This window comes from Hymenobacter sp. BT559, from assembly GCF_017571525.1.
GTDB classification, from domain to species: domain Bacteria; phylum Bacteroidota; class Bacteroidia; order Cytophagales; family Hymenobacteraceae; genus Hymenobacter; species Hymenobacter ginsengisoli.
Window position 1 is genome coordinate 34,623 of the sequence record NZ_JAGETY010000011.1, and the last position, 15,191, is coordinate 49,813.

At 61.4% G+C, this 15,191-nt stretch carries 11 protein-coding genes; 5 read left to right on the forward strand and 6 right to left on the reverse strand.

Annotated elements, in window-relative coordinates; translation table 11 throughout:
• Nucleotides 1-98: 98 nt before the first annotated feature.
• A complete protein-coding gene (locus J4D99_RS15295; protein WP_208132607.1) occupies nucleotides 99-1,448 on the forward strand; it encodes a TolC family protein in 1,350 nt (449 codons plus the stop codon).
• A 560-nt stretch (nucleotides 1,449-2,008) separates the two neighbouring features.
• Here the strand turns inward: J4D99_RS15295 and J4D99_RS15300 are convergent.
• A complete protein-coding gene (locus tag J4D99_RS15300) occupies nucleotides 2,009-3,052 on the reverse strand; it encodes an SDR family NAD(P)-dependent oxidoreductase (protein WP_208132608.1) in 1,044 nt (347 codons plus the stop codon).
• 171 nt (nucleotides 3,053-3,223) lie between these two features.
• A complete protein-coding gene (locus J4D99_RS15305) occupies nucleotides 3,224-3,934 on the reverse strand; it encodes a dienelactone hydrolase family protein (protein WP_208132609.1) in 711 nt (236 codons plus the stop codon).
• 98 nt (nucleotides 3,935-4,032) lie between these two features.
• On the opposite strand from J4D99_RS15305, the gene J4D99_RS15310 reads away from it, so the two are divergent.
• Entirely contained in the window at nucleotides 4,033-5,088 is a 1,056-nt protein-coding gene (locus J4D99_RS15310; RefSeq protein ID WP_208132610.1) for an LLM class flavin-dependent oxidoreductase, read from the forward strand.
• Nucleotides 5,089-5,295: 207 nt separating this feature from the next.
• A complete protein-coding gene (locus J4D99_RS15315; protein ID WP_208132611.1) occupies nucleotides 5,296-7,836 on the forward strand; it encodes a TonB-dependent receptor in 2,541 nt (846 codons plus the stop codon).
• An 87-nt stretch (nucleotides 7,837-7,923) separates the two neighbouring features.
• On the opposite strand, the gene J4D99_RS15320 is transcribed toward J4D99_RS15315, so the two are convergent.
• From J4D99_RS15320 to dnaB, 3 genes are all read right to left on the reverse strand, one after another.
• A complete protein-coding gene (locus tag J4D99_RS15320; protein ID WP_208132612.1) occupies nucleotides 7,924-8,811 on the reverse strand; it encodes an SDR family oxidoreductase in 888 nt (295 codons plus the stop codon).
• Between the two features lie 57 nt (nucleotides 8,812-8,868).
• On the reverse strand, nucleotides 8,869-9,675 hold the full coding sequence (locus J4D99_RS15325) for a sulfite exporter TauE/SafE family protein (protein ID WP_208132613.1): 807 nt from the start codon (nucleotides 9,673-9,675) through the stop codon (nucleotides 8,869-8,871).
• Nucleotides 9,676-9,756: 81 nt separating this feature from the next.
• A complete protein-coding gene (gene dnaB / locus J4D99_RS15330) occupies nucleotides 9,757-11,322 on the reverse strand; it encodes a replicative DNA helicase (protein ID WP_236018691.1) in 1,566 nt (521 codons plus the stop codon).
• Nucleotides 11,323-11,703: 381 nt separating this feature from the next.
• Here dnaB and J4D99_RS15335 point away from each other — a divergent pair, with 381 nt between their 5' ends.
• Nucleotides 11,704-13,068 (forward strand): UDP-N-acetylmuramate--L-alanine ligase, encoded by a 1,365-nt coding sequence (locus J4D99_RS15335; protein WP_208132615.1) that lies wholly within the window; start codon nucleotides 11,704-11,706, stop codon nucleotides 13,066-13,068.
• A gap of 19 nt (nucleotides 13,069-13,087) precedes the next feature.
• Nucleotides 13,088-14,209: an N-acetylglucosamine-6-phosphate deacetylase gene (nagA, locus tag J4D99_RS15340; RefSeq protein ID WP_208132616.1), complete on the forward strand. Its 1,122-nt coding sequence runs from the start codon at nucleotides 13,088-13,090 to the stop codon at nucleotides 14,207-14,209.
• Between the two features lie 152 nt (nucleotides 14,210-14,361).
• Here the strand turns inward: nagA and J4D99_RS15345 are convergent, their stop codons facing one another.
• On the reverse strand, nucleotides 14,362-14,979 hold the full coding sequence (locus tag J4D99_RS15345; protein WP_208132617.1) for a hypothetical protein: 618 nt from the start codon (nucleotides 14,977-14,979) through the stop codon (nucleotides 14,362-14,364).
• Between the last annotated feature and the right edge of the window lie 212 nt (nucleotides 14,980-15,191).

Sequence of the window (15,191 nt, forward strand, 5' to 3'; positions counted from 1 at the left end):
CGTCATGCTAAGCCTGTAGAAGCTTCTCTACCGCGCCGCTAGGGTGTCATTCGGTAGAGAGGCTTCGGCAGGCTCAGCATGAGAGATGTTTGTTTTCCATGAAATCACTGTTTATTGGCCTTGCGCTGCTCAGCCTAGGTACCGCTAGCCTCGCCCAAACGCCCGCCCCGGCCGTGCCGGCGCCCGCCATGGCAGCTAGCCCGGCCGCACCGGTGCTCACGCTGCACGAGGCCCTGCAAACGGCGCTCAAGAACAGCCTCGACCTGCAAATTGCCCAGAATACGGTAGAGGTGCAGCGCCTGCAAAACACGCTGGGCTTTGCAGGCGGCCTGCCCACGCTGGCCCTGGCGGGCAGCAACAACGTGGTGATTAACAACACGAACCAGGAGTTTAACACCGGCCAGACGACCATCCGTACCGGTGCCCGCTCCACGCAGTACAACTTCGGCCTGGCGGGGTCCTACCTGCTCTATAACGGTGGCTACGTAGTGGCCAACCGCAAGCGGCTCGATGAGTTGCAGCAAATCAGCGAACTGCAGCTCAACTCAACGGTGCAGAATGTGCTGGCCGATGTGAGCCTAAAATACTACGCCGTAGTGCAGCAGCAGCGCTACATCCGCACGCTGCAGGCCTCGGTGGAGGTGTCGCGCCAGAAGCTGCGCCTCATCGAGGCGCGGCAGGCGGTGGGGCTAGCCAACAACGCCGATAAATTTCAGGCCCAGCTCGACCTCAATGCCCAGCTCGAAACCCAGGGCCAGCAGGCGCTGGCCGCCGAGCAGGCCAAAGCCGACCTGCTGCGCGCCCTTACGATGGACTTAGCTACGCCGATAGCGCTGGAAGACAGCATTCCGGTGAGCCACGACCTGCGCTGGGCCGACATTCAGGCCTCGCTGGTGCACAACCCGGCCCTGCTGGCCGCCGACCGCCAGGTGCGCGTGAACGAACTACTGGAGCGCGTGGCCCGCGCCAACCGCTACCCCTCGCTGGGCATCAACGCGGGCACCAACTTTGCGCGCAACCAGAACGCCGTGGGTACCACGCTCTTCAACCAGAGCTACGGGCCCTACGCCGGGCTGGGGCTGTCACTACCCCTCTACTCGGGCGGTGTAAACCGGCGCCGCGTAGATGTGGCCCGCGTGAACACCAAAACGGCTGAGCTGCAGCGCACTGCCTTGCAGCAAAACTACCAGCTCAACGCCCGCAAGGCCTGGGAAGCCTACGAGCAGACCCTAGCCCTGGTCGATACGGCCGAGGCGAGCTACACCACCGCCCGCAACCTCTTGAAACTCGTGCAGATGCGCCTCGATGCCGGCCTCTCGACCCTGGTGGATGTGAAGCTGGCTCAGCAGAGCTACGAAGATGCCGGCTACCGCCTCGTCAACTACCGCTACAATGCAAAGTCGGCCGAGATAACGCTGCGGCAGCTGGCAGCCTTGCTGGCACCCTAGCGCTAGGCCCAGGATTTTACGCTATTTTCAGAAAAGCCTGTCCCACCAGCTAGTGGGGCGGGCTTTTCACTTGCTACAAGAAGCCACTCAGCACCTGAGCCCGTATTTCCTCACTAACTTCTCTTAATTACCAACCAATTAGCTACCACGTCGGGCTAAAGCCCGACTGTTTCCACCACTCTTCTTACCCGGCCCACCGGACCTGCTGCCTCTGCCTAAATCCGCTACCCTTTCTGAGCTTATGAATACTGTATCTAACATCTTGCAAATACCCATGCCAACGGCGTGCGCGTCCAGCAGGACGTATCACTGACCATCCCGAACGGCATAGTAGCCCCTACTCCGACGGCACATACAAAATCGGCCTGATGCGCGCCATTGCCACGTCGCAAAAGTAAAAAAGGGCTAGCAGGAACGACCGGCTAGCCCTTTTTTAAGCGGCTGCTTAGGAAATAGCCTAAAAGAACACCATGCTTGCTTTCGCCCTGCATAATATCTGGAGTAATGCCTAGCTTTTTGCTGCGCTCTTAGGTTAACTCGCCGCTAGCGCATTCGGCTCTCTAATTTTCGTTGTTGCGCGCGGCTTCGTCGCGGTTAAGCTTGGTGAGGAAAGAGCGCGTGAGGGGCGTTTCGCTTTCGTACCCCTTGCGGCGCTCATTGGCGGCGGCGCTTTCACCGGTGGCCGGCAGGGCGCGGTTTACCCAGGCCAGCATGTCGACGGTAGTGCCGGGCGCAATGCCGTGGAAGGTGGCCAGCAGCTTGGCGGGGAGCGATAAAATGAGCTCCCCGTCGCCGCGGCGGGCGGCGTTCCAGATGCGGCGGGCGGCGTCTTCGGCGCTCATTGTGAAGCCCGGCAGCGCATCGGCGATGCTAAACCAGGCGTATTCTTTTTTGTGGTCGCCCTTCACGTCAGCATTCTGGGCGCTGCCAGTGCGCAGCAGGCCGGGGCACACCGTAGTCACATAAATACCGTGCTGATTCAGCTCGGCCCGAAAGCCTTCTGACAACCCGACGAGGGCAAATTTGCTGGCGCTGTAGGCTGTGAGGTGCGGAATGGCCACCTTGCCCCCTAGCGACGAGATATTGATGATACGGCCCTCCCCGCGCAGGCGCATGCCGGGCAGCACCGCCTGCATGGCGTGAAAAGGCGCCCAGAAGTGTGTGTTCATGGCGTCCTCAAAATCGCGGGCATCCATGTTTTCGAGCGGCCCGCCGATGATGATGCCGGCATTATTGACCAGCACGTCAATGCCCCCAAGCTTGCTCTCGACCTCGGCTACCAGCGAGCGCACCTCAGTGGCATCGGTGAGGTCGCGGGCCAGGGCCAGAACAGTATTTTCGGTGCCGCCATAGCCGAGCAGGTCCTGGCGGGCGCGGTCCAGCTCCTGTTGGTCGCGGGCGCAAATAGCTACGCGGGCTCCTTCAAGCACGGCGCGGCGGGCCAGCACCAGGCCTAGCCCCCGCGAGCCGCCCGTGATGAGCACGGTGCGCCCCGTGAGTTCATACGAGCCGCGCCGGTTGCGCCAAACGGTAGTAGCTAGAGCGGCCAGGCCCAGGCCAGCAGCCCAGGCCCAGGAGGAAGAAGGTCGGCGGGAAGTTTTCATACCCCTCTGTATGCAGTTGGGCGGTGAAAGGTTACGTTAGGTCAGTAGCACGAAGCTTCCACTTCGTGCGTGAGCACAGCGAGCAAGTGGAACCGGACAGCCCCTAGCGCAAGTTGCTCGCTGCGCTTGCGCACGAAGCTTCCGCTTCGTGCTATGCCCCTAGTTTCGCCTTCACGCCCCTAGCTTTTCTTTAAAGAAGGCTAGCGTGAGTGCCCAGGCTTCGGCGGCGGCGTCTTTGTTGTAGCTCGGGCGCTCATCGCAGTGGAAGCCGTGGTCGGCGTAGGAAATAACGGTGTTGATATAAGGCTTGCCAGCCGCATCAACGGCGTCGATTATCGTGTGGATATTGTCTTTTGAGATGTGCTGGTCGAGTCCGCCCCAGAAGAACAGGTGCGGCGCGTGCAGGTCCTTGGCGCGGTCGGTGAGGGTGTGCAGCCCGCCGCCGTAGTACGATACGGCCGCCTGCAGCGGCAGCACGGCATTGGCCACGAAGGCCACGCGCCCGCCCAGGCAAAAGCCGATAGCCGCGATTTTGTCATTTTGCACATTGGGCTGGGCTTGCAGCCAATCGTAGGCGGCTTGCGCATCGTGGGCTAGCCCCTCGGGCGTGATGGCGCCGTAGTGCGGCATGGCAGCGGCAAAGTTGTCGTACGGAATTTCAAGGCCCGGCTCAGCCGTGCGGTGAAACAACTCGGGCGCTACCACCACGTAGCCCGCGGCGGCCAGGCGGTCGGCCACGTTGCGAATGTGGCCATTCACCCCGAAGGCTTCTTGAAAAAGAATAATGCCGGGGGCGCCAGCGGTATGTTGAGGCTGGGCTACGTAGGCGTGCATCTGGGTGCTATCAGCTACGTTCAGAACCAGCGGGTTGGGAGTACTCATAAAGAGGAGGAACTGGGAAAGGGATTTGGAGCCAGAAACAAGGCCGCAGAAGCCGATGTTTTCACCCGTCGATTCTCGTTTTCCTATTCCGCTAGCTTATGCCTACCTCCTCCACCCTGCGCTTGAGTGTGCTCGACCAGTCGCCGGTGCGGCCCGGCGCTACCTCCCGCCAAGCCTTGCAAGAAACTACGCAGCTCGCCCAGCTGGCCGACCGCCTTGGCTACACCCGCTATTGGGTAAGCGAACACCACAATACGACCACCCTAGCCGGCCCCACCCCCGAGGTGCTGCTGGCCCACCTGGGCGCCCACACCAGCCGCATCCGGCTAGGGTCGGGGGGCGTGATGCTGCCCCACTACTCGGCCCTGAAAGTGGCCGAAAACTTCAAGATGCTGGAGGCGCTGCACCCTGGCCGCATCGACCTGGGTATCGGCCGCGCGCCGGGGGCCGACCGCCTCACCGCCTACGCCCTCAACCCCAGCAATAAGTTTGAGGAGGAAGCTTTCGTGGAGCAGCTCGTGGATTTACAAGCCTACCTGCGCGACGAGCGCACGCCCGAAACCATCCACGAGCGGGTGCAGGCCATTCCGCAGATTGATACCCAGCCCGAGCTGTGGCTGCTGAGCAGCAGCGGGCAAAGTGGCGAGTTTGCGGCGCAGCTGGGCATGGGCTTCACGTTTGCGCAGTTTATCAACCCCAATGGCGGCCCGGCGGCGGTGCGTGCCTACCGGCAGCAGTTCCGGCCCTCGCCCGAGCTGGCTGCGCCTGAGGCGAGCGTGGCGCTGTTTGTGCTGTGCGCCGACACCGAAGAAAAGGCCAATGCCCTCGCCAAAGCCATGCTGATGCAACTGCTGCGCTTCGAGCAGGGCGTGCGCGGCCCCTACCCCACGGCTGCCGAAGTAGCCGCCTACCAGTTTGGTCCGCTCGAGCGGACGCGCCTGCGCCACCACCAAGGCCGCGTGGTAAGCGGCACACCCGACCAAGTGCACCAGCAGCTCTCTGAGCTAGCCGCTGCTTATGAGGTAAACGAGCTTATCCTGACCAGCATCACCGCCGACTTCGCCGACCGCCTGCGTTCTTATGAGCTGATAGCCGAGGCGTTTGCGCTCAGCCCAGCTAGCGCTGCCATGAAGTCGGACGTACTAATGAACTAGTACTTTTACACTATTCAGTTTCATTCTAAATAAAATAGCCTCTACGTGAGGCTTTTTTATTTTCCTTAAACTTCTTTCCGCCAGCACTCTATATAAAATAATTTTTCGTTTGCTTCCCAGAAGGCCTAGTAACCATGTCTGTGTTATTTGGAAAGATTCTAAAATAAGCTGCACCTTTGCACTGCGTTGAATCATTCTAAATAAGCCATGCGTCACCTTTCCACTGCTGTTCTGCTTACGAGTTTTGCTTTACCCTCCCTAGGCCAAACCCCCGCCACCAGCCCGGCGCCGGAGGGCCACTCGCGCCACGCGCCGCACCAGCGCCTGGGCACTATAGTGGGCCGCGTGACGCTAGCCGATGGCCAGACTCCCGACCATATTTCGGTACTGGTACGCGGCACTACGCACGGCACCACACCCGAGGCCGACGGCAGCTTCCGGCTAGCCGCGCCGGCCGGCTGGCAGGTGCTCAAACTCTCGGGGCTAGGGTACTCGGCACAGGAAGTAACGGTGGAAGTGCTGCCCGGCCAGACGGTAACCGCTGCCCCCCAAACCCTGGCACGCGGCAACCGCCAGCTCGACGAAGTGACCGTGACCGGCAATAAAACCCTCAACCAGCGGGCCACGGCGGTGGGCAAGCTGCCAGTGGCGCCGCTCGACCTGCCCCAGGCCACCCTCACGGTAGAGCGCCAGGTGCTGGAGCAGCAGCAGGTGCTGCATATCAGCGACGCCTTGGTGAACGCCCCAGGTGTGTACATCATGGGGGCCACGGGCGGCACGCAGGAAGAGATAGCCAGCCGGGGCTTTGCCTATACCAACAATAATACGTTTAAGAATGGCGTGCGCTACAACAATGCCATCTTGCCCGAAACCAGCTCGTTAGAGCGCTTGGAGGTGCTAAAGGGCAGCGCGGCCATCCTCTACGGTAACGTGGCGGCGGGCGGCGTGCTCAACCTTGTGACCAAAAAGCCGCGCTTCGAGCGGGGCGGCTCAGTGGGGCTGCGCGTGGGCAGCTTCGGGTTGGTGAAGCCTACGTTTGACGTGTATGGTGCGCTGGGGGCTAGCCAGAAGGCCGCCTTCCGACTGAACGGCTCGTATGAGCGCGCCGACAGCTACCGCGACCAGGTAAAGTCGAACCGCATCTACGTGAACCCGTCGGTGCTGTTCAATCTTAGCGCCAATACAACGCTGCTGCTGGAAGGCGATTTTTTGCGCGACCGCCGCACGCCCGATTTTGGCATCGGGGCTATTGACTACGTAATTCAGGAATCGCGCTCGCGGTTTTTGAACACCTCCGACGCCCTCAATGCCACCCAGCAAACCAGCGCCACGGCTACGCTCACTACCCGGCTTAGCGATACGTGGTCGGTGCGGGCCATCGGCGGCTTTCAGCGCTACGATAATGAGCTGCGGAGCGCCGCGCGACCCACGAGCATTAACAATGGCACGATGGCTGCCTTGGGCACCGCCGGCCGGCCCGGCTACGTGCCCGCCCACGCCAAGCCCAGCCTCTTTGGCAACTGGGGCCGCAACCTGCAACGTACCGAAATTGCCGAAAACTACTACCTGGCCGAGGTTGACCTGACGGGCCAGTTCCACACCGGCAGCATAGCCCACGTGTTGCTAGTGGGCGCCGATGCCGACCAGTACAACACCAACACTCTGGCCTACCGCACCCAGGCCTACGACTCAGTTAACATCCTGGACCCTAGCCGCAAGCTAGGCCCGCCCGCTGGCCGCACCACCGGCTACGACGCGCTGGGCTACGCCACCCGCACCCTCGGCAACACCCGCCGCGCGGGCTTTTATGCCCAAGACCTCGTGAGCCTGCTGCCTAATGTGAAGCTGCTGGCCGGCCTGCGCTGGAGCTACCAGGAAACTCCTAGCGACGTGTACACCTATTTGGCCACCACGGGCGTGGCTACGGTAGCCGAAAACCGCCGCTACGACAATGCCTTTTCGCCGCGCCTGGGCCTTGTCTATCAGCCCATTAAGAATACGGCCGTTTTTGCTTCTTACTCCAACTCGTTCAGCCCCAACACGGGCGTAGATGTGACGGGCAACAACCTGGCGCCTTCTATCATTGACCAGTATGAGGTAGGCTTGAAGAATGACTTGTTCAATGGCGCGCTGTCGGCCAACGTCACGCTCTACCGCATTGTGAACAGCAACCAGTCTCAGACCGTGTTGCAGAATGCACCCTATTATAACCCCAACTTCCCCAGCGCCCAGGAGCTAGCCGGCGAAGTGACGAGCAAGGGCCTCGAAGTAGATGTGCAAAGCAAGCCCTACCTGGGCTGGTCGATGCTGGCCGGCTACAGCTATAATAACACCGCCTATACCAAGAGCACCCTCTACCCCGACGGCAGCCGCCTGCGCTACAACCCCGCCCATACCGCCAACCTGAGCGTGTTCTACAACTTCAATGGGGCCTTTAACGAGGGCTTCCTACGCGGCCTCTCGGTGGGTGCTACCGGCTACTACGTGGGCGACCGCCTGGCCGGCCGCAACCCGCGCCTGGTAGACCCGGTGACCGGCGCCGCCGGCTACAATGATGCCTTCAAGCTCATCGCCCTGCCCAACTACGTGCTCTTCGATGCCAACGTGGCCTACAGCTACCAGCGCTTCACGCTGCGCGCCAAGCTCGCCAACATCCTCAACGAGCTGAGCTACAATGTGCACGACGACAACAGCATCAACCCCATTGCGCCGCGCACCTACTCGGCCACGTTGAGCGTCAAGCTGTAAATCCTCCGTAATCAGCCAGCAGACCGTCATGCTTTGACAAGCACAGCATGACGGTCTGCTGGCTAGTATTCTCTTCGGAACAACAGGTTAATACGCGAACGCCGTCCGGTGCTTTTGCACAAACTCGGCCCAGCGCACGGGCTGCTGCCCGGTGATGCCGGGGAAGTTATCAAACGTATCGTCGGCACCCGGAATGGTGTGGGCCGCGTAGCGCTTGTAGTGGTCGTACACGCAGCTCATGTAGGCCATTTCGGCCCCGGCCGCGCGCATATTTTCGAGAAAAATCTCGGGTGGCAGCGCCTCATAGCGAAATGGCTGGCTCAGCTCCTGCTGCATGATAGCCGCGATTTCGCCATACGATTTGGCATCGTAGCCGAGCCGGTAGGTGCGGCCGGCGTGCTGCTCGGGGTGCAGCAGCGCCTGCGCGGCCGCCAGGGCCACATCTTCGGCATCGACCCAGCTTAGGCGGGCATCGCCAGTAAATTGCTGAATAACACCCTGCTTCACCACCTGCGTACCACCGTAGCTCAGCAGGTTTTGCATAAAGGTTTCGGGCCGCAAATGCGTAGACGAAAAGCCCGACCACTCGATGTAGCGCTCCACGAGCTGGTGCCAGGCCCAGTGCGCCACGGTGGTATCGTCGCGCCCGCAGGCACCAAGGTGCACAATGTGCTGCACGCCAGCCTCCTTGGCCTGGTCCAGAAACGCCTTGCTTTGGCGCAGCATATCCACGGTGTAGCCCGTCACGAGCAGGGCGCGGTTAATGCCTTGCAGGGCCGGAGCCAGGGTTTCTTCTTTATCAAAATCCAGAATGACAGTGCGAATGCCCTGGGCTTCGAATGGCTGCGCCTTGTCGGGCGAGCGCACGGCGGCCACCAGCGTGCAAGCATCGTCGGCCTGGAGGCGGCGCAACGTGTCACCGCCAATCTGGCCGGTAGCGCCGGTAACGAGGATAGTTGGTTTGGAAACGGACATGCGGAAGCCAATGGTGAGGTTTCATAACCGCCCCTCTCGGCCAGATGTTCGACACCGCTAGCCCCTGGCTGCGCCCATCGTCTGCCAGGTTTCCCAGCCCAGCTTGAGAATAAAGGCGCTCACGACCACCAAAAACAGCACCCGCACGAAGCCCGTGCCGCGCCGCAGCGCCAGCCGCGCCCCTAGCGAAGAGCCCAGCACGTTGCAGGCGGCCATCGGCAGGGCATAATAATACAGCACCTGCCCGGTCGAGATAAAGTAGGCTAGCCCAGTGATATTGGTGGCAATATTGACCACCTTGGCCGAGGCCGAGGCCGCCAGAAAGTCGTAGCCAAACAACCCCACGAACGCAAACAGCAGCAAGCTGCCCGTACCCGGCCCGAAGAACCCGTCGTAAAATCCGATGCCGGCGCCCAGCGCAATGCCCGTCCACAGCTCGCGGCGGCCGTGCAGGCGCGGCGCGTGCAGGCTGCCAAAATCCTTGCGCCAGAAGGTATAGGCGGCCATCAGCACCAGCAGGGCCAGCACCAGCGGCTTCACCAGGTCTTTGTTGAGGCCGCTCACTGCCCGCGCCCCTAGCAGCGCGAAGCAGCCCGCCACCACCGCCGCCACGGCCACGGTGCGCCAGTTGATGGACACGCCCGCTAGCCCCCGCAGATACCGAAAAGCCGACGCTGAGGTGCCCGCCAGGCTAGCTACTTTGCCGGTGCCGAGCACTGTAGGTACCGGCACCTTGGGTAGCAGCAACAACAGGGCCGGCAGTTGAATGAGCCCCCCGCCGCCCACCATGCCATCGATGAGGCCGGCTAGCAGTGAGGCCGCGCACAGGAGCGGAAGGGTATAAGACGGGTCGCTAAGGGGCATTTTGGTGAATAGCAACTAAAGCAAGAACGTCATGCTTCGACAAGCGCAGCATGACGTTCTCTTTACAAACAAGTCAATTTCTTAAAACGGCGGCTCTTCGCCAAAGCTGTTGCTCTTGGGGAAGGGCACCGGCGAGGGTGCGTCGTTCATACGCGAGCCTAGCCGGATGGTATTGGGCGCTCCAAAGCCACCGCCCGGCGCGGGCCCGCCGGCCGGCTCCGAGTCGAAGCTGCTACTAGGAAACGAGTTAGACGAGAAGGCCGGTGCGCCGCCGAAGCCGCCCGCATCGCCGCCCCCATCGAAGCCGTCGAGGTCGGCAAACTTGGTGAAGCGGCCGATGAACTTGAGCTGCACCGTTTCCAAAGAGCCGTTACGGTGCTTGGCAATGATAACCTCGCCCATACCCTGGGTCGGGTTGCCCATTTCATCTTCCGTAATCTTATAATATTCAGGTCGATACAGGAAGATAACCATGTCGGCGTCCTGCTCGATAGAGCCCGATTCGCGAAGGTCACTGAGTTGGGGCTTCTTGTCGCCGCCGCGCGTTTCTACCGAGCGCGAGAGCTGCGACAGCGCAATTACCGGCACGTTTAGCTCCTTGGCAATGCCCTTGAGGGCTCGCGAAATGCTGGCAATTTCCTGTTCGCGGTTGCCGCCCTTGCCGCCGTCGTTGCCGCTCATCAACTGTAGGTAGTCAATGATAATGAGCTGGATATCGTGCTGCGACTTGAGGCGCCGGCACTTGGCCCGCAGCTCACGAATGCTGAGCGCGGGCGTGTCGTCGATGTAAATCGGGGCCGTGGAAAGCGACGAAATCTTGTGGTTGAGTTGCGCCCACTCGTAGTCGGCGAGGTTGCCCTTCTTGATTTTCTCCGAATCGAGCTCCGCCTCAGCCGAAATCAGACGATTGACGAGCTGAAGCGACGACATTTCGAGCGAGAAAATGGCCACCGGCTTCTTGAAATCAACCGCCGCGTTGCGCATGGCCGATACCACGAATGCGGTTTTGCCCATGCCGGGGCGAGCCGCAACAATCACCAAGTCAGATGGTTGCCACCCGCTGGTCACGCGGTCGAGGGCCGAGAAACCGGTGGGCACACCGGTGAGGCCGTCCTTCTGGTGCTTCTTTTCTTCGAGCTCCTTGATGGCCTTCACCATCAGGTCCTGCATCGAGTCGACGCCCTTGCGCATGTTGTCTTCCGACACCTGGAAGATGTTCTTCTCTGTGGAGTCGAGCAGCTCAAATACGTCGGTGGTTTCCTCGTAGGCGTCGCGCAGGATGTCGGTGGCCGTGCGAATGAGCTCGCGCTTGATGGCGGCCTCCAGAATGACCCTAGCGTGCGCCTCGATGTTGGCCGCCGAGTTGATGTGCATGGTGAGGCCGGCCACGTAGCCCACCCCACCGGCGGCTTCGAGCTCGCCCATCTCGCGCAGCTCCTGCACCACGGTAAGCTGGTCGATAGGCTCCGACTTATCAAACAAGTTACTTATGGCCTTGTAGATGCGCTGGTGGCCATCCTTATAAAAGCTGTGGGCTTTCAGGATATCAACCACCGTAGTGAGCGCGTCTTTTTCGAGCATGAGGGCACCTAGCACGGCGGCTTCCATTTCGAGGCGCTGGGGCGGCAGCTTGCCGGTGGGCGACATGGGCACGGGCGCGCGGCTACCGCGCACACCCTGAAAGGCGGCAGCAGCGCGGGCCGCAGATTGCTTGAGGCGGTCGTCCATACGGTCGTTCATTGAAGGGTAGGCAGGGCAAAAGACGGGTAACAGCGCAGGTAATTGCTTTCGACGGAAAGCGGCCGGGCAACCAGTGCCCGAACTAACAAAGCTAACCAATAAGTGTCCGAAAAGAAAGCCAAAGCTGGGCTATTGTTTGGAAGGCTGGCCCGGCCCGAGCGCAGGCCCGGCCGTACTTTCGCGCCCTGCAACCGGCTGGCAACAGGCGGCTTAGCCCGTGGCGGGCGGCCTGGGCATCGCTAGCCAGCTCGACTCCAACCAGATACTAAACAACTAATCATAAGACACTTGGAAAATATTCATCTCATCGCCGTTGGCGGCAGCATTATGCACAACCTGGCGCTGGCGCTGCACCGGCGCGGCGCACACGTAACGGGCTCCGACGACGAGATATTTGAGCCGGCCCGCACCCGGCTGGCGGCGGCCGGCTTGCTGCCCGAGGCCGAAGGCTGGTTTCCGGAGAAGATTCATACCGACCTCTCGGCCGTGATTGTGGGCATGCACGCCCGGCCCGACAACCCCGAACTGGCCCGCGCTCAGGAGCTAGGCCTCAAAATCTACTCGTTTCCGGAGTACATCTACGAGGCCAGTAAAGACAAGCAGCGCATCGTAATAGGCGGCTCGCACGGCAAGACGAGCATTACGGCGCTCATTCTGCACGTTTTGCGCTTCCACAACCGGCAGTTTGACTACGCCGTGGGCGCGCAGCTCGCGGGCTTCGACCTGATGGTGCAGCTCACGGATGACGCGCCGATTATCATCATCGAAGGGGACGAGTACCTATCGTCGCCGGTAGACCGCCGGCCCAAGTTTCACCTCTACCAGCACCACATTGGCGTGATTTCGGGCATCAGCTGGGACCACATCAACGTGTTTCCGACCGAGGAAATCTACCGCGAGCAGTTCGAGATTTTTGCCCGCCAAACCCCCAAGGCCGGCGTGCTCATCTACGACCGCGACGACGAGCAAACGCAGCTCGTGGCTGTGCCCACTAGCCCCGATGTGACGTACGTAGGCTACGGCCCGCACGAGCACGTTATCCGCGATGGCCAGACCTTCCTCATAACTAAAAAGGATGAGGAGGTGCCCATTCAGGTATTTGGCGAGCACAACCTGCGCAACATCTCGGCGGCTAAGGAGGTGTGCAAGCAGCTGGGCATCAAGGGCAAAGATTTTTATAAGGCAGTCGCTACCTTCAAAGGCGCGGCGCGGCGCCTAGAGCTGGTGCAGGCCGGCGCTACGTCGGTGGTATACAAAGACTTTGCCCACGCGCCCAGCAAGCTACGCGCCACGGCGGCGGCCCTCAAGCAGCAGTTTCCGAAGCGGCGGCTGGTGGCCTGCCTCGAATTGCACACGTTCAGCTCGCTCAACCCGGCGTTTTTGCCGCAGTACGCGCACTGCTTCGACGCGCCCGATGTGGCCGTGGTGTACTTCAACCCTCACGTGCTGGAGCACAAGCGCCTGCCACCGCTAGCCCCCGAGGCAGTGGCCGAGGCCTTTAAGCGGCCCGATTTAAAGGTCTTTACCGATAGTAAGGCTCTGGCCGAGTTCCTGCATGCCCAGCAGTGGGCCGATACTAATTTGCTGCTGATGACCTCCGGCACCTTCGACGGCCTGGACCTGACAGCGCTGGCAGCGGAGGTAGTGAAATAACCTGCGCTTCTGCTGCTTTATGCGTTACCTACTCACTCCCTGCACGGTGTACACGGGTACCGACGTGCTGCCCAACCACGCGGTGCTCCTCAACGACGGCCGCATTGAGGCGGTGCTGCCCGCCACTGCCGAGCTGCCCGCCGACGTGCCCCGCCGCGATGGCCGCGGCCTGAACCTGGCGCCGGGCTTCGTCGATTTGCAGATTTACGGCGGGGCTAGCGGCCTGTTTTCGGTCGAGCCCACGCCCACCGTACTGGCCGACCTGCGGGCGCATACGCTGCGCCACGGCACCACCAGCTTTTTGCCGTGCCTGCCCACCAGTCCGCCCGCACTGATGCGCGAGGCTCTGGCTACGGTGCAGGCGGCGCTACCGTCCATGCCCGGCCTGCTAGGCCTGCATTTGGAAGGCCCGTACATCAACCCCGTCAAGAAGGGCGCACACCAGGAAGCGTTTATTCAAACCCCTACCCTAGCCGATATTGAAGAGCTGCTAAATGAGGCGGGCGGCGCCTTGCGCTTCATGACGCTAGCACCCGAGCGGGTGAGCCCGGCCGTGGTGGCCCGGCTGCGGACGGCGGGCGTGGTGCTGTCGGCGGGCCACTCGGCGGCTACGTATGAGCAGGCCACGGCGGCATTTGACCAGGACTTTACCACGACTACGCACCTGTTCAATGCCATGTCGGGCTTCGAGAGCCGGGCGCCGGGGCTGGTGGGCGCTGTGTACGACCACCCCGCCGCCCACGCCAGTATCATTGCCGATGGCGTGCACTGCGCCTACGCTGCGGTGCGCGTAAGTCAGAAAATGATGGGCGAGCGCCTGTTTCTCATCACCGACGCCGTGACGGCCAGCTCTACCGGCGCCTACCGCTTTCATCAACAAGATAACTACTTCGTAGATGAAAAAGGCACCCTAGCCGGCTCGGCGCTCACGATGCTGCTGGCGGTGCGCAACTGCGTGCAGCACGTGGGCCTGCCGCTGGCCGAGGCCCTGCGCATGGCCTCGCTTTACCCCGCCCGGGTGGTGGGGCTAGCCCACGAAATCGGGCGCATCGAGCCCGGCTACCGGGCCGACTTGTGCTTATTTGACGATGATTTTCAAGCCCACGCTACCATACTTCGGGGCGAGTGGTACGCGGCTTAATTGCTTAAAGTAAAAAGCTCATCCCTAACATACGGCCGTATGTTAGGGATGAGCTTTTTACTTTGAATCCTTCTTCGGCCGGCCGCTGTCATTGACCAGCAGCACGGCCAAGGCCGTGAGGCTCAGGCGCAAGGCCCACTTGGCGGCGCGGCTCATTTGCGTTTCTTTTTGGCGGTGGGGTCTTCGATGGGTGCTTTGGCAAATATCTCATTGGCCTCCAGCACTTTCATGGTGCAGCTACTGCCGCCCGAGTTGTCGTCGCAGGTGGTGCCCACGATGTGGCCATCCTCAAAATCGAAGTAGCAGTTGGGGCAGCCCACGCCCGTGATGACGTAGCGGCTGGCGTTGGGCGTGAGGTAATAGGTGCTGTCGTCGGTGCCGCGTAGCGGCAGGGCCATGGCCCGGTAGGCGCCGTTTTGGTGGCCCATGCCGATGAGGTAATACACGGGCTGCTTTTCCTCGCTGCCGGGCGCCTTGCGCACCATGATGCGGTCGATAACCGTGCCGTCGTCGAACTGCCGAATGAGCGCTGCCGCCATTACGGCCTGCGACAGCTTGTATTTCACAGTCCCTTTACCATCAAGATGCATAATCTGATGGCTGCTGGCTGAGCCCGACAGCGAGGCGCCGGCGGCATCGCTCAGGCGCTGGGCTTCGCGGGCGGGGTCGCTGCTCTCGCGGCGTCGGGTAGTCTCGCAAGATGTCAGCATCAGCAAGCCACTAAGCAACCCCAGCAGCAACAATCCAAACAAACGGGGTAGAGTACGCATATAGGCAGCCTTCCTTCTCTCTTAGCTCGTGAACGCCCTCATACGTGGCAGCGCGCCGATTTGGTTTAGCCCACTGCCTCAGCTAGCCCGCACTGCTCAGCAAAAAAGGCGCGCCGGGCTAGCCGACGCGCCTTTTTACCGTGAACCTGTTCAGGAGGTTAGGAAGCCGGTCCGACCGCTTTCAACGGCCGGACCGGTGCCACGACAGCGAA

What these genes read in the sequence shown, in the direction of transcription:
- J4D99_RS15315 (WP_208132611.1), top strand. Translation starts at nt 5,296, where the DNA reads ATGCGTCACCTTTCCACTGCTGTTCTGCTTACGAGTTTTGCTTTACCC.
- J4D99_RS15345 (WP_208132617.1), bottom strand. Translation starts at nt 14,979, where the DNA reads ATGCGTACTCTACCCCGTTTGTTTGGATTGTTGCTGCTGGGGTTGCTT.
- nagA (WP_208132616.1), top strand. Translation starts at nt 13,088, where the DNA reads ATGCGTTACCTACTCACTCCCTGCACGGTGTACACGGGTACCGACGTG.
- J4D99_RS15320 (WP_208132612.1), bottom strand. Translation starts at nt 8,811, where the DNA reads ATGTCCGTTTCCAAACCAACTATCCTCGTTACCGGCGCTACCGGCCAG.
- J4D99_RS15325 (WP_208132613.1), bottom strand. Translation starts at nt 9,675, where the DNA reads ATGCCCCTTAGCGACCCGTCTTATACCCTTCCGCTCCTGTGCGCGGCC.
- J4D99_RS15310 (WP_208132610.1), top strand. Translation starts at nt 4,033, where the DNA reads ATGCCTACCTCCTCCACCCTGCGCTTGAGTGTGCTCGACCAGTCGCCG.
- J4D99_RS15305 (WP_208132609.1), bottom strand. Translation starts at nt 3,934, where the DNA reads ATGAGTACTCCCAACCCGCTGGTTCTGAACGTAGCTGATAGCACCCAG.
- J4D99_RS15295 (WP_208132607.1), top strand. Translation starts at nt 99, where the DNA reads ATGAAATCACTGTTTATTGGCCTTGCGCTGCTCAGCCTAGGTACCGCT.
- dnaB (WP_236018691.1), bottom strand. Translation starts at nt 11,322, where the DNA reads ATGTCGCCCACCGGCAAGCTGCCGCCCCAGCGCCTCGAAATGGAAGCC.
- J4D99_RS15300 (WP_208132608.1), bottom strand. Translation starts at nt 3,052, where the DNA reads ATGAAAACTTCCCGCCGACCTTCTTCCTCCTGGGCCTGGGCTGCTGGC.